Source organism: Paenibacillus sp. EKM211P (genome assembly GCF_011066175.1).
Lineage (GTDB): Bacteria > Bacillota > Bacilli > Paenibacillales > Paenibacillaceae > Paenibacillus > Paenibacillus polymyxa.
The window spans coordinates 69,489-83,756 of sequence record NZ_JAAMNS010000008.1; the positions used below are offsets into that span (position 1 = coordinate 69,489).

14 protein-coding genes and 1 other annotated feature are annotated in these 14,268 nt (G+C 45.6%); of the genes, 8 read left to right on the forward strand and 6 right to left on the reverse strand.

Features of this window, described 5'->3' with window-relative positions; genetic code table 11:
* The first annotated feature begins 26 nt into the window (after positions 1-26).
* Both G9G57_RS13645 and G9G57_RS13650 read left to right on the forward strand, forming a co-directional pair.
* Complete coding sequence (locus G9G57_RS13645) at positions 27-1,814, forward strand: M3 family oligoendopeptidase (RefSeq protein WP_129549950.1); 1,788 nt, start codon at positions 27-29, stop codon at positions 1,812-1,814.
* A 257-nt stretch (positions 1,815-2,071) separates the two neighbouring features.
* A complete protein-coding gene (locus G9G57_RS13650) occupies positions 2,072-2,473 on the forward strand; it encodes a hypothetical protein (protein WP_058830384.1) in 402 nt (133 codons plus the stop codon).
* Positions 2,474-2,597: 124 nt separating this feature from the next.
* Here G9G57_RS13650 and G9G57_RS13655 read toward each other — a convergent pair whose 3' ends face one another.
* Positions 2,598-2,834, reverse strand: coding sequence for an alpha/beta-type small acid-soluble spore protein (locus G9G57_RS13655; protein ID WP_013372934.1), 237 nt, complete (start codon positions 2,832-2,834; stop codon positions 2,598-2,600).
* Between the two features lie 90 nt (positions 2,835-2,924).
* A complete protein-coding gene (locus G9G57_RS13660) occupies positions 2,925-3,890 on the reverse strand; it encodes an aldose 1-epimerase (RefSeq protein ID WP_164965070.1) in 966 nt (321 codons plus the stop codon).
* A 141-nt stretch (positions 3,891-4,031) separates the two neighbouring features.
* Positions 4,032-4,289, forward strand: a binding site (T-box leader).
* 55 nt (positions 4,290-4,344) lie between these two features.
* On the opposite strand from G9G57_RS13660, the gene trpS reads away from it, so the two are divergent.
* On the forward strand, positions 4,345-5,334 hold the full coding sequence (gene trpS, locus G9G57_RS13665) for a tryptophan--tRNA ligase (RefSeq protein ID WP_164965071.1): 990 nt from the start codon (positions 4,345-4,347) through the stop codon (positions 5,332-5,334).
* A gap of 43 nt (positions 5,335-5,377) precedes the next feature.
* Here the strand turns inward: trpS and G9G57_RS13670 are convergent, their stop codons facing one another.
* Positions 5,378-5,545: a hypothetical protein gene (locus tag G9G57_RS13670; protein ID WP_016324694.1), complete on the reverse strand. Its 168-nt coding sequence runs from the start codon at positions 5,543-5,545 to the stop codon at positions 5,378-5,380.
* A 120-nt stretch (positions 5,546-5,665) separates the two neighbouring features.
* On the opposite strand from G9G57_RS13670, the gene G9G57_RS13675 reads away from it, so the two are divergent.
* Positions 5,666-5,887 carry an alpha/beta-type small acid-soluble spore protein gene (locus G9G57_RS13675; protein WP_013311857.1) on the forward strand — a complete coding sequence of 74 codons (222 nt, stop codon included), beginning with the start codon at positions 5,666-5,668 and terminating at the stop codon, positions 5,885-5,887.
* Between the two features lie 250 nt (positions 5,888-6,137).
* Here the strand turns inward: G9G57_RS13675 and G9G57_RS13680 are convergent, their stop codons facing one another.
* A complete protein-coding gene (locus tag G9G57_RS13680) occupies positions 6,138-7,121 on the reverse strand; it encodes a metal-dependent hydrolase (RefSeq protein WP_025674151.1) in 984 nt (327 codons plus the stop codon).
* A 203-nt stretch (positions 7,122-7,324) separates the two neighbouring features.
* Here G9G57_RS13680 and cyoE point away from each other — a divergent pair, with 203 nt between their 5' ends.
* Positions 7,325-8,269, forward strand: a complete 945-nt coding sequence (gene cyoE, locus G9G57_RS13685) for a heme o synthase (protein WP_013372928.1) — start codon at positions 7,325-7,327, stop codon at positions 8,267-8,269.
* A 90-nt stretch (positions 8,270-8,359) separates the two neighbouring features.
* On the opposite strand, the gene G9G57_RS13690 is transcribed toward cyoE, so the two are convergent.
* Together G9G57_RS13690 and G9G57_RS13695 are read right to left on the reverse strand one after the other, a co-directional pair.
* Complete coding sequence (locus G9G57_RS13690) at positions 8,360-8,701, reverse strand: toprim domain-containing protein (RefSeq protein WP_040102932.1); 342 nt, start codon at positions 8,699-8,701, stop codon at positions 8,360-8,362.
* 415 nt (positions 8,702-9,116) lie between these two features.
* Complete coding sequence (locus G9G57_RS13695; RefSeq protein ID WP_064963471.1) at positions 9,117-10,286, reverse strand: MFS transporter; 1,170 nt, start codon at positions 10,284-10,286, stop codon at positions 9,117-9,119.
* Positions 10,287-10,508: 222 nt separating this feature from the next.
* Between G9G57_RS13695 and G9G57_RS13700 the strand changes: the two genes are divergently transcribed.
* The 3 genes from G9G57_RS13700 to G9G57_RS13710 are packed head-to-tail and all read left to right on the forward strand — an operon-like array spanning position 10,509 to position 14,261.
* The gene (locus G9G57_RS13700) at positions 10,509-10,991 is read left to right on the forward strand and encodes a hypothetical protein (protein WP_013372925.1); all 483 of its coding nucleotides are present in this window, start codon (positions 10,509-10,511) and stop codon (positions 10,989-10,991) included.
* A 16-nt stretch (positions 10,992-11,007) separates the two neighbouring features.
* Entirely contained in the window at positions 11,008-12,159 is a 1,152-nt protein-coding gene (locus tag G9G57_RS13705; protein WP_040102935.1) for a transglutaminase domain-containing protein, read from the forward strand.
* Positions 12,160-12,179: 20 nt separating this feature from the next.
* On the forward strand, positions 12,180-14,261 hold the full coding sequence (locus tag G9G57_RS13710; RefSeq protein WP_164965072.1) for a peptidoglycan D,D-transpeptidase FtsI family protein: 2,082 nt from the start codon (positions 12,180-12,182) through the stop codon (positions 14,259-14,261).
* The last annotated feature ends 7 nt before the right edge of the window (positions 14,262-14,268 follow it).

The following is a 14,268-nucleotide window of genomic DNA, read 5'->3' on the forward strand; positions in this document are numbered from 1 at the left end:
CGCCAAAAAAGAAAGGTGGAACTATTATGAAAACACCGTTAAAGCAAACATGGGATCTGGAATCTATTTTTAGCGGAGGCTCTTCCTCTGCCTCATTTCATGCATTTTTGGAAGAACTGGAGAGCAAGGTCCAACAGCTGCAATCCCAGCTTAAAGTAGCCAAAGTGCCACAAACGGTGTTGGATACTGAGCGTCTGGATAGTGTTCTGAATAGCATACAGGAGCTGTTTAATGGAGCATCGCAGGCAGGTTCTTTTGTATCTTGTTTAACTGCTCAAAATCAGCATGACAAGCTGGCTGTTCAACTGGGGGCGCGTGTCAATTCATTATATGCCCAAGGGAAAAGTGCTTTAGTCGCTTTTCAGAACTTGCTGGCACAAACCAGTGAAGACATTTGGCAGAAGTGGATGGAGCGCGAAGCGATCAAGCCGATTTCTTTTGTCCTGACTGAATACCGGAACGAAGCGCGTGAAAAAATGGCTCCTGAGCTGGAGAGCCTTGCATTGGATTTGGCAGTGGATGGTTACCATGGCTGGGGTGACTTTTATGATACCATTGTCAAAAATATGACGATCCCTGTGCCTGAAAATGGTGAGATTGTAAACTTGTCTGTGGGTCAGGCAGCTAATAAGCTGGATGAAGCAGATCGCAGCGTACGTAAAGACGTATTTGCACGTTGGGAAGAGGCATGGACTCAGGTTGAGGACTATTGCGCCGATACACTGAATCATCTGGCAGGTTTCCGCCTCAAGCTATATGAAAACCGAGGCTGGACAGACGTGCTCAAGGAACCACTGGAAATCAGCCGTATGTCAGCCCAAACGTTGGACACGATGTGGCAAGTGATTAATGAAACCAAGCCTATTGTAGTTAAATACCTGGAGCGGAAAGCCAAGCTTCTAGGCTTAGAAAAACTGTCCTGGCATGACATTGAAGCTCCGCTGGGAACATCAACCACTAAAATCCCTTACGACGATGCAGCCGCAACGATTGTTGAGCAATTTGGTAAATTTAGTTCGAGAATGGCTGACTTTGCCCAGATGGCTTTTGAGAAAAGCTGGATCGAAGCAGAGGATCGTCCAGGCAAACGTCCAGGCGGGTTTTGTACATCTCTGCGTCTAAGCAAAGAAACCCGTATTTTTATGACCTATGCCGGATCACCATCCAACGTTTCGACACTGGCCCACGAGCTCGGACACGGTTATCATCAGCATGTGATGAATGAATTGCATCCATTGAATCAAAATTATGCTATGAACGTGGCTGAAACGGCATCGACGCTGGCAGAACTGATTGTATCAGATGCTTTGCTGGAAGCTGCTGAGGGTCAGGAGAAGGTAGCTTTGCTGGAGGATAAAATTCAGCGTGGTGTAGCCTTCTTCATGAATATTCATGCCCGTTTCCTATTTGAAACCCGTTTTTACGAACTGCGGAAAAAAGGTGTTGTAGGAGCACAGCAATTAAGTGAGTTGATGGAAGAAGCGCAGCGTGAAGCGTTTTGTGATGTTCTGGATGAGGCTCATCCTCATTTTTGGGCTTCCAAGTTGCACTTCTATATTACGGAAACTCCTTTCTACAACTTCCCATACACATTCGGGTATATGTTCAGTGCAGGGATTTACGCTTTTGCGAAGGAAAATTCGGATGGCTTTGCCGACCAATATGATGCTTTGCTGCGTGATACAGGTCGCATGACAGTAGAAGAACTGGCCTCCAAGCACTTGGGTACCGATTTAACACAGGCTGACTTCTGGCGTAACGCCGCACAAGTTACTGTTCAGGATATTGAGCAATTTTTGCAAATGACAAAATAACCGAGTTATTTTAGAAGGTCTCCCGTAAGGGGGGCCTTTTTTGTGATTTTTGCAGAGGATGATGAATAAAGTCGCAAAATGTCGAAGTGTAATTGACACTACCTGTTAGCGAAATTTAAAATGATGGATATACTTAGAAAATAGTTATAAATACCCAATTATGTTGAATTTGATTGTAAGCTTAAAAACCTTCGCATATAATTGAGTCGTAAGACCTATTAAATATTTTAATACAAGGTATATAGGAGGGTTTTTTGATGGATGAAGTAGGTCGATTGTCGTTGGCGAGGCAGATGGATATCGTTTTTAAAGAATTGGATAATGAACTGGCGGGTTTATCGTCAGGCATCGTATTTGTACAAATACGGAATAATGTAGTTGGTAAATTTGGGATTCGGCATAATCCAATTGCAGGCAAAGGTGGCACATTTGCAGCAGTAGAACCAGGCTTATCTGTACAGCATCGGGATCATTTTCGGCGTATGGCTCTGGAAACGCTAAATCACAAGCGTAGCTGGACTCATGGTGAGATTGCTTTCGATTTTGCCATCAGACAAGGAACAATCTTGGTAGATGCAACCTTAGAATCCAACTACAACATGGCGAATCTCATGATCCGCTATAACAAGCCTACATATCGCGCGGCTAAATCTGAATAATCATCGACATTAAAAAGAGCAAAGTAAAGAGCGGTCTTCTTATGAAGACCGCCTTTGTTATATACCCGTTATAACGTATTTTGGTAAATTACGATAACGGAATGCTCATGTGGAATAATGACGCTTATTGACCTGAACGACCGGATAATTGCTGTTCGGCCAGCTGTACTAAGCGTTTAGTGATATAGCCTCCCAGAGACCCAGCTTCACGGGACGGCATATCACCATAGTAACCGTCTGCCGGAATGGTGATGCCCAGTTCTTGCGCAGCTTCATATTTCAATTGTTGCAATGCGTTGTTGGCTTGAGGAACGACTAGAGTATTACTACGACGTCCTCTGCCTTGATTGGCTTCATACATGTGTAGTCACCTCCTTCGGCTGTGATGAGGTTAGTATGCGACAGAGTTATGAAAATATGCGCCGAAGGAAGGAAAGTGACTATAGGGAAATTACGGATATATGATATGAATCTGAGTTTTGAGGTCGATGGATTGTTGAGGCTCCAGACGGATCAACCCACCATCTCCGACTGGGTCTGGGAAATTGGGAGCATCAGATAGCCAGGTATAAGGCTCAATGCAAAGATACTGATCGCATTCCCCTTTGGTATATAGCACCCAATATTTAAAGTATTGCTCATCTGCTGTGTAGCGGATTTGATAGCCATCATCACGAGTCAAAACAGCTTCAGCAGGGCCTTCCGTTGCTCGCAGCACAGTATCCAAATTTGTTCCTTTCAGAGATAGACCTGAGGAGAGCTGTTCCAAATGATCTAAAGAAGTAATGACACCTGTAGGCAGCTGCTCACTATCCTGTTCGTATACTCCATTCACCGGTAGCTTCAGGCGCCAGCGCTCAGGCTCTCCATCCACCATAAACCAAGTGTGGTATCCCAAGCCGAATGGGGCTGTTTTTTCACCTAGATTTGTGACGCGCAGCGTTTGAATTAATACGGTGCCCTGCAAACGATACGTCATTTCCAGCCGCAAAGGAATGGGGTATTGTTCCATCCAGTGCGGATCACTTTCTGTCAGAAGCTCGGTTGTTACGCTGCAACCATCTTCATCCTCTTCAATATCGCTGCAACGCCAGGATTGATTGCGATGCAGACCGTGTATATGATTGTCGTTGGCTGTATTACGGTCAAACTGATATGGGACGCCGTCAAACTCAAATTGTCCTTTGCGAATTCGGCCAGGAGGAATCAAAATAGGTAAGCCAAAATGATATGGCTTTTGTAAATAAAATGCCAATTCTTCCTCGCCAGGTCGACGTACGATATCCCGGTTCAGCTTCAGATCACGCACGGAAATAATATTATTCCCGAGACGAGGGATCATTGTAACTTCCAATTCACCACTATGTAAAACATACGTGTCGTAACCGTTCCAGTGTTCTTTGGTCACTTGTTTCATATTCATGCTCCTTTGTCCACTATAATCGGTTGAAGCTTCGTGTCATTATGATAACAGATTTTTGGTCATATGGCACAATCGTCATTTGACAATAACAGTAAGCGGAATTATCATTAATGTAGCTTAGAAAGAAATGACATGGATAACACGATGATGAGGACAAGTAAGCTTTTGCATAAGCTCTTCAGAAAGCCGGTGGTGGATGAGAACCGGTGAGCCAGCACTGCTGAATGGACCTTGGAGTGCCGCACAGAACAGGATTTTGCTTTCCTCAGTATGACGGCCGATTGCTCCCCGTTAACGGAGCTTTAAGATTGCAGCGGCCACGGGGGATAGCTCCGACAACTAATAGGCTGACGGCAATGAATAAGGGTGGTACCACGGTCTCGCGTCCCTTGAGGATGCGGGGCCTTTTTGCGTTCTAAAATATTGAAATAAACGGAGGAGGAAGAATATGAAAATCGTACTTTCAGGTATTCAGCCTAGTGGACAACTTACTTTGGGTAATTACATCGGCGCAATGAAAAACTTTGTTAAATTGCAAGAGAATCACCAATGTTACTTTATGGTTCCAGATCTTCATGCGATTACCGTACCGCAGGAACCAGCTCAATTACGCGAGCAGTCGGAGGCGGTGGCGGCATTATTTATCGCAGCGGGTATTAACCCAGAGAAATCCAACGTCTTTTTACAATCCCATGTTCCTCAGCACGCTGAGCTGGGATGGTTGATGACGACACTGACGAATATGGGCGAGCTCGAACGTATGACTCAGTTTAAGGACAAGTCTGCTGGCAAGGATTCCGTAGGAGCAGGGCTGTTCGTATATCCGTCGTTAATGGCAGCCGACATTTTGCTCTACAATGCGGATCTTGTCCCAGTAGGTGATGACCAGAAACAGCATCTGGAGCTGACACGGGATTTGGCGGGCCGCTTTAATCACCGTTATGGAGATTATTTTACTGTTCCCGAGCCGTATATTCCTGAAGTAGGGGCGAGAATTATGTCCCTGGATGATGCATCCAAAAAAATGAGCAAGAGTAATCCGAATGCAGGCAGTTTTATTGCGCTGCTGGACGATCCGAAAGTTATACGCAAAAAAATCAGCCGCGCCACTACCGATTCGGGCAGTGAAGTTAAATATGATCCGGCCAATAAACCGGAAATTAGTAATCTAATGAGCATTTACAGCCAGTGTTCCGGTTTGTCGCTCCAAGAAGTGCAGGATCGTTATGAAGGCCAAATGTACGGGACATTTAAAAAAGAACTGGCAGAGACGGTTGTAGCTATGCTTGAACCGATTCAGCAGCGCTATCGCGATATCCGGGAATCCGGTGAAATTGGACATATTTTGGCCCAATCCGCAGAGCGTGCTCAAGAAGCTGCTGAAGTCACGCTGTCTGCGGTTAAAGAGCGTATGGGCTTTTTGCCACGTGTACGCTAGAGCCCATTGAAGACAAGACAGTTGGGGTTTTCTACAAATTGACTTAAGAGCGACGTTGTCGGGCCTTGATTACGAAGCCCCAGCCGATATTGCCGACAGATAAAAGCCCCAGTAATATAGCAAGCCATGCAGAATAGCTGATGGATATAGCGGCTGCTGTCAGCAGGACAATGGATGAAACGGCGAACCATAGGGATAGACCTTTGCTCATGGTAAAAACCTCCAGCCTTCGAATGTTGAATTTCAGGAATAAGTAGATGTAAGTGAGCCATAATAATCTTGCAAGCTTGCAATGAACCTCACTCACAAAGAACTGAAAGGAGATTCAAATATGAGCAGACGTCGTTCAAACAACCTGCAAGTACCGCAGGCCAACGCCGCTTTACAACAATTAAAATATGAGGCAGCTCAAGAACTGGGCATCACTATCCCTCAGGACGGTTACTTCGGTAATGTCGTTTCCCGCGAAACAGGTTCTCTTGGGGGATACATCACGAAAAAGCTGGTCCAACAAGCAGAACAATCCTTGTCGGGCAGCAGCCGCTTGCAGTAATACACATAAACACTCCCATCTTGGAAGCTGTATTATGAGCAGCTGTGATGAAGGAAATCCGGAGCGATCATGCTCCGGATTTTTTTGCGCATGCTTATGACCATTGTGAATCACGTCAGTCTGCTTCGTCAAGAGGGCGCTTACATGAGATGCTTTTGTACGGGAATGGTCAAAAAAACAGCAAGCCTCCGTTTAAGGGAGACTTGCTGCCTGTAAGTCACTGCGGCTTATTGTTAGCTTGTAAATATTTTTAATTCGTATGCAGGGAAAGACGTTTTTGCATTTTTTCGTCACTGAGCCATCCGATATAACTGTTGATCAGTCCGAATTGCTTATCCATCGCAACCACCGCCACGAATGGATATTGCCTCCGGTGTCGATACCTGACGTCTCCCCATCGCACAATATAACCCCACTCCAGTTCTTCCACCTCGGCGACGGCAAAGGAGGAAAAATAGCGAAATGCTTGCACATCGCGATAGGATGTAGAGGCTTCTACGGCTGGGTGTGTGGATGGAGTTGCGTGTTTCGTCCAAAATAAATGCTTACCATTTAATCCACCAATGTCATAGCTTCCATTCTGATGAGCTTTTACCACATGCCACCGGTTCCATGATACCGTGGGAATGATATAATAGGTGTCGCCTTCCTGACGCTTGTTGTCCATATCACGTACCGCTTTTCTGGTAATAAAATGACTCCAGGTTCGCCAAATGTAATACAGGCCAATAATGACGTACAGCGTAATAAATAAGGGAGCGGGCGGAACCAATCCGGTGACCCATAGCATTATCGCAGCAACATGAGTGCCGAAAATAAAGGGGTCAAAAATATGGATGATATTCCAAGATATCCACTTATTCGTGAACGGCCGAAATGCCTGGGTTCCGTACGTATTGAATAAATCTGTGAATACATGCAGGCAGACGGCAATCGTTACCCATAATGCTACATGACCCGGGGGCACATCCCTGAAGATCAGGCAAATCAGTCCCGTTATGGACAAGATCCATATCAACCAGAAGGGGATAGAATGCGACAGTCCACGGTGATTGCGAATATAGGCTGCATTATTTTTCAACCGAAGCAAGGTATCGAAATCCGGAGCTTGTGACCCTACGACTGTAGCGAGCAGTATGACTGCTGCTAGCTTGGGATCTCCGGCGACGACAGGATCAGTATAGGCCAGCCCGGCCAACCCGACTCCCATGACAAAGTGTGTGGCTGTATCCATATCTGTCGCTCCTTTTGTATTGTTTCCTGTACTTATTACTACCCAAATTTACTGTAAACGATCAACAGGGGTGATTTGCCATCTGAATTGTGAACGTTTTGTGCGTTTTCTGTCAAACTTTTTAGGGTAGGTATATGATAAAATTTATATCGGAGTTCAACTTACTCCCGAATTCATACATCTCTAAGGGGGAGTTACTCACAATGGATAATATTAGTTATAAGACTTCTTCGGATGCGGCTACCTATTCTGTAAAATCTAAACCACCCGGCAAGGCGGGCACTTGGAAAGATTTTATTACTGTTACCAAGCCAGGCATCCTTCGTACTAATCTGGTTGCAGCCTTCGGTGGTTTTTGGTTAGCATCGCAATGGGACGTTGACTATATAAAGTTAATTCTTACACTTTTAGGTACAATGCTGGTTATGGCATCTTCTTGTGTCTTTAACAACTACTTTGACCGTGAGTTGGATTTGAAGATGGAGCGGACACGTAATCGCTCACTGCCGACTGGGCGTCTGACCCCCACAACGGTGCTGTCATACGCTATTATTTTGGGCATCGTCGGATTGGCTGTTTTATTCTCCTTCTCTGGTGTGAAGGCAGGGCTACTGGGCATATTAGGTATGATTGTCTACGTTGGCATTTATACGCTCTGGTTGAAACGTTCGTCTACATGGAGTACATCCATCGGCGGTATTTCTGGGGCTATGCCTCCGGTAATTGGTTATGTGGCCGCATCGGGCCGTATTGATATGGGCGCTTGGCTCTTATTCGCACTACTGTTCTTATGGCAACCGCCTCACTTCTGGGCACTTGCCATTCGCAGAGTCGAGGAATATCGCGCAGCAGGATTTCCATTGTTGCCAGTCGTGAAAGGCATCCATCGGACTAAGATTCAGATGATTCCTTATATTGTACTGCTGATTCCGGTACCCATCCTTATGTATGCTTATGGATATGCCGGTATGATTTTTATGATCGTGTCCGTGTTATTGTCCGTGCTTTGGGCGTTTTATGCCTTTAAAGGCTTTACGATTAAGGAAGAAGAAACGGATTCTTGGGCAAAAAAAGTATTTTTCTTTTCCATTAACCATTTGACACTCAGCTTCTTGCTGATGATTGTTGATACGGTTCATAAATTCTAATACCAATCTTAGAGGGATTGGTGATGGTGCACTATAAAGCTGTCCAACAGGCATGAAATTGACCTGAGGACAGCTTTTTTATTTACAGGACTAAAGAACAGGAGGGTATATAATGTATTCCTCAAGCCCTGCCTTTTCCAACTGGGCAATCACATATTCATCCGGAGTACCTTCTACACCAGCATAGCCTTTGCGTGTATACATATGAAGTGCATCTGGAAAAGCGTCTGCAAGCACCCCTCTTATTTTTTTTCCTGAGCTGTCGTTGTCCATAAATAAATATATTTCGTCATGCTTAGTCCGCTGGCGGAGGGATTCCAATTTTATAGAGTTTAGTGTGCCGAAGGTGCATAAAATGTTGACCTCCGGATCGAGTAATCGGCGGAGTTTACTGCGGTCATTTTTTCCTTCGACGATCACGGTTATCGCCATTTTGCTCACCCCTTGCTTGATGCCTGTGCTCGAAATTCCCCGGGAAATGAAAGAATATGTGTATAGTTTAGCTCTAAAAGGGGTTCTCATGCAAAAAACAACAAAACAGCCTGCCAGAAGTGGCAGGCATGGGTACATAGCCAGCATATTAGGGCATATCAGACATCAGATCCAGCAAGTACGAAGAATGATGACGAGCAGAACATAAAGAACAAGAATGATACCAGTCGAAGTGCCGAAAACAGGGCAAGGGCTTACAGGATGACAGTGGCTCACGGGCTGCACCTCCCTTTGTAAATAAATTGTTCAGTCAAATTAGTCTATGTTGAGTAGGGGATTAGGTACTGTGCGTATGCCCTCTAGAACGTATTTTGGGCTTTAAAGGTAGAATCTCAGCATGTCCCCTTAGTTGTAACTAGGAATGGTAAGGACCCGGGGCAGACAGTGGTGGTGTAGGAGATAATCGCTGAATGGGAACGAATAGCAGGCCAGTCATCAGAATCAGAAATGCGATAAAAAAAGGAGATATGTGATCCGGAAGCTGACCCGCCAGTACAGGCCCGGCAAAGGAGCCGATAGACGTTGCAATGGATTGCAGGGCAAAGGTTTTGCCCAATCGAGCACCTCCAATCCGTATGAAGAGAGAGGCCAGCGCTGGAAAAATGATGCCTTTGGCTGTTCCCAAAATAAACAGGATAATGCCTATTATCGCTTCGGGCGTAGTGGCGAGTGCGTAGAAGCTTAAAGACATCAGAATAATGCCGCAAAGTAGCCTTACCATCGGTGAATATTTGTTCAGAAAAAGCAAACTGAGCGTACAGAGTGCTCCCAAACTAATGATGGAAAAGAGCAATCCGGTGGACATCATGGACGCAGAACCGTTATTTCGTAATGGGATCTCGTAAAATAAAATGCCTTGTGCGCACGCCAAAACAAAAGGTAGAAGCAGGTAACGCCAATTGAATGGTAACCGCGTCTGTGCTGGCGAGAGTGGAGCGGGTGTCGTATGACCATCAGATAATTGGGCCTGCGGAGCGGGTGCTTTTTTGGGTAAGGTGAAATAAGCCATAAGCCCCGTGATTACGAGAATGATACCAAGGGAACTAAATGTCTCGCTAAAGCCAAAGCTGGCAACGATAAATGCGCCTGCGGCTGGAGATAGAACAGAGGCCAACGTGTGGACGACACCATGTCCCGACATATATTTGCCCTGGGTAACCGGATGATCAGACAGTTGCGCCAGCATGGCCAGACAGGCTGGAGATAAAAAGGCCAACACATAACCACTAATCGCACGCAGAAAAAGTAATTCCCACGGTGTATGAATGTACGATTGAATGATCAGGATCAGGCCTGCAGCTGTCAGGCTGAACATAATATATCGGCGACTGCCGTGTTTGTCGACTTTGGGACCTGCCATCAAGTTACCAGGCAGGTGAGTTAGAGAGTAAATCCCCATCATCCAACCGATAAAGGTAGGGGCTGCCCCCAGAGAGATGGCGAATGGTGTCAAAATAGGATATTGTGCATGCAGATCAAAAAAGGCAATGAACAAGAAGAGATACAGCCAGAGGGCTGTTTTCATGTGAATGACCCCCTTTCCTTAATGTAAACTTCCATCTTACTTCGTATTGGCCCTTCCTAAGTTGTACGCCAGATTGGACGAACATAGACCACTTTGTATGGACAAGAATTCAATAACAAGGTATGTATAAGACCTAAGCTGACAGGACATTGCGTAATCATGTATAATTACAGAGACAATTTTGCAATTTGAATCATGTAGTTGGAAACGGGAGTGTAGCGAATGGATAAGAACGTCTGGTCAGAGTTTTTGGAACATAATTGGCAGATCGTTCAGGATAACTGGCTGTATATAGTGATTGGGCTTGTCCTATTGTTAGTCATATTGAAGATTGTAAGAACTCTCGTAAAATGGCTGATCGTCATTGTTGTGATTGCAGGCTTGCTAGTCTACAGTGGTATTTCCTTTGAACAGGTTGGCAAGGTCGTGACTCAGGCAAAGGATGATGCAATTAACAAGGTTCAGAGCGAGGCTTTGAACATGATGATAAAAGAGGGGCAAAACGCCAAATACACCTCCAACGGAGATGGTACATTTACAGTGACCAGTTCCAACCTGGAAGTAAAGGGTCCGTTTGAGGGGGACAAGGTCAAGGTATGGTTTCAGGGAATGTCGCTGGGCGAATGGAGTATGAGTGACACAGTCAAGAAATATATCGAAAGCGCGAAAGACTTGGCTGCTGTACAGCAGCCACAGTCGCCGTAGAGACAGGAGGAACACAATGAACCCATCCTGGCTGGAGTCTATTCTTCATTGGAATGGCGTGACGGTGTTTCTGATCGCCATCGTAGCATTGTCGTTGATACAGGGGTGGAGGCGAGGGGCCTCCAGATCTGTAGGTGCGCTGTTTAGTCTCATTGTGGATGGCATACTCACTGTGGCGGGTATTTTGTGCTCGCTCGGGTTAGCGATGTGGCTTTCACCAAAGGTGCAGCAATGGCTGGCAGCTTACATGGAGCATTTGCCACAGCGAAAACTAAGTGGGATTGAGCAATTTTATTATACGCTTGTGGCGGGGATAGAGGGCTTTCCGCTGCTGCGGTTTGCCGTATTGTTCATGCTCAGTTATGCTATTGCCCAGTTTATACTGCGTGCCATTTATGTGTTGATGGTAGGTGGCAAATCAGATTCCTCCCTCCATGAGCATCAAAAGAAATCGGGCTTTTTCAGCAGAGTGGCAGGGGCCGGCATAGGTACTCTTATTGGTGGAGCTCGTGCCATGATGATCATAGCCCTGCTGTTCATAGGCGTAAGTCTGTATCCAGACAGCGGGTTTAGCAGCTACGTACAAGCTTCGCCGATTTATAAGCAAGGCGCGCAATCGGTCATTGAGCCGTTGTCCGGGACTCTGATTAAGGATAAGCTGCCCGTATTTACGCAGGCTGTTACCAAGGAATTGAATGGTATCATGCAGCGCAAATATGAAATAATCGACCGGGACATTCCAAGCGATATCGTACAGGCAGCGGCCAAGATTACAGAAGGGGCTAGCGGTGACGAGCAAAAAGCCAGAGCGTTGTATGAATGGGTAGGCACCCGTATTAGCTATGATTACAGTAAGGTGGAAGCCTATGAGCAACGTGGTGACTGGCATGAACAGACTCCCAGAGATACGTTTGATACACGTAAAGGAGTGTGCATTGATTATGCCCGCCTTTACTCAATGATGGCTCGTTCGCAGGGACTACAGGTCAAGGTTGTAACAGGCCTTGGATACAACGGACAGGGAGGATACGGGTCCCATGCCTGGAATGAGGTATATTTGAGCGGACAGGATCAGTGGGTACCGCTGGACCCGACCTGGGCACAAAGTGGAGACTGGTTTAACCCGCCAGGTTTTGCCCAAACACATATCAAGGATAAAGTGATTTAAGAAGGAGTGGAAAAGGGCACATGAGAAAGATGGACAACGAGCAAGGAAAAGACAATGAGACATCCGACCGAAAAAGATTTAGCTTCCGGATCAATCTGTTCTTTTTCAGCTCGTTCATTATATTTACAGTCATTATTGTAAGATTGGCGATACTTCAATTTGTAGATGGACCTCAGCTCAAACAGCAGGAGGCCAGTAATGTTACCAAAAATGTACCACTTACGCCGATTCGCGGAACGATTTATGATTCAACCGGGCAGAACAGACTGGCGTATTCGACACCTGTACAATCGCTGTATATCACGCTCTCCAAGAACTATAGTGACAACATGGAGCAGTTGCGTAAGCCTGATAAAAAGCTGTTGCCTGAGCTGGAAAACATGACACAAAAGCTGGCAAATCGATTTGCCCAATATGGTAATAAAGATGAGCCAAAAATGACGGCAGAACAAATTATGGACGCTATGGATCGGAACTATCAGCGATTTAGCGGTTTTACGCCGCGTCTGATTAAAACGAATCTTAATAAAGATGAAGTTGCCTATTTTATGCAGCATAAAAGTGAGTTTCCGGGTGTAGATGTCGTAGAGGAAACAGTACGCCACTACGATCCTGATACGGTAGCTGTTCAAGCGGTCGGTTATATTAAAAGTTACAAAAGTGCGCGTGAAACATTGGATAAATATAAGAATATTCAAAAATCCATGTCAGCTGAAAATGATCCGGGCCTCATCTATATGGATAACGAATCTGTTGGCTTTGATGGACTGGAATATCAATATCAGGAACAGTTACGAGGGAAAAATGGCTATAAAACGGTTCCGATTGATCCGCGCAATATGCCGGAGGGCGTAGATTCTGTTACTCCTCCGCAAAAAGGGGATAATGTCTATTCCACGATTAACAAAGAAATTCAGGTGAAGACTGAAAATGCCATTATGGATCAATTGAGATGGCTCCATACACACGCTGTATCCGGCAGGACTCATCCTTATGCGAAAACAGGCTTCGCTGTAGCTATGGAAGTAGATACAGGGAATGTAGTCGCGATGGCCAGTATGCCGGATTATGATGCGAATTATTGGCAGACAGGTACGATTTCAAAAGACAAATATGAAGAAATAAAACATGTGTATCAAAACGCTACAATAAAGAACGTTGGCTCAGGCCAATCTGGACAGCACCCAGATTCTACCGTGCTTCTCGGATCAACTATTAAACCGCTGTCTGTTCTTATTGGATTGGAAGAAGGACTATTTACGACAAATACGTACTATCAAGACACAGGAGCTGCTTATTTCGGACGTAATAATTCCGCACGGGTGCGGAACTCGTCTGGTCATGTGTACGGTTCAATGGACCCGGCTACCGCTATACGTCATTCCTCCAATGCCTTTATGGTCGATATGGTTGGCAAGCGCCTATATAACAAATACAGAAATAATGCTACAGAAGACCAGGGGATAAATGTATGGGACCGTTATATGAAGGAGTTTGGATTAGGCGTTTCCACTGGAGTAGACTTGCCTGGTGAGTTCCGGGGTTGGCGAGAGTATACGAATAAATCCGAGTCGGTACTTTCTAGACTAGCGTATGCTTCCTTTGGTCAGCAAGGTAAGTATACTCCAATGCAGCTTGCCCAGTATACAACGATGATTGCAACAAAGGGCAAACGGATGGAGCCGCATTTGGTCAGTCAAATTAAAGATACCAACGGTAATGTGGTTCAAACGTTTAAGCCGAAGGTGCTGAATGAAGTGAAATTTCCGGATGCTTACTGGAATGAAGTCATACGCGGGATGGCAACAGATGTCAGCGCATTTAAAGGTTTCCCTTATGACTTTGCTCGCAAAACGGGGACATCACAGCAGAGTGTAGGCAGAGAACTAAAAGATAACGGGGTATTTATCGCCTTTGCACCACGCCAGAATCCTAAACTTGCAGTAGCAGTTGTCATTCCTGAAGGGGGCTTCGGAGCTTGGAGCGCCGGACCTGTGGCGCGTAAAATCTTTGATGCTTACGACGAAGTGTACGGTCTGGACGGTGTCCCTAAGAAAAAGGATGCAACGACAGCCGATTCCAATGCAGCCAAACAGCCATAATTATTTT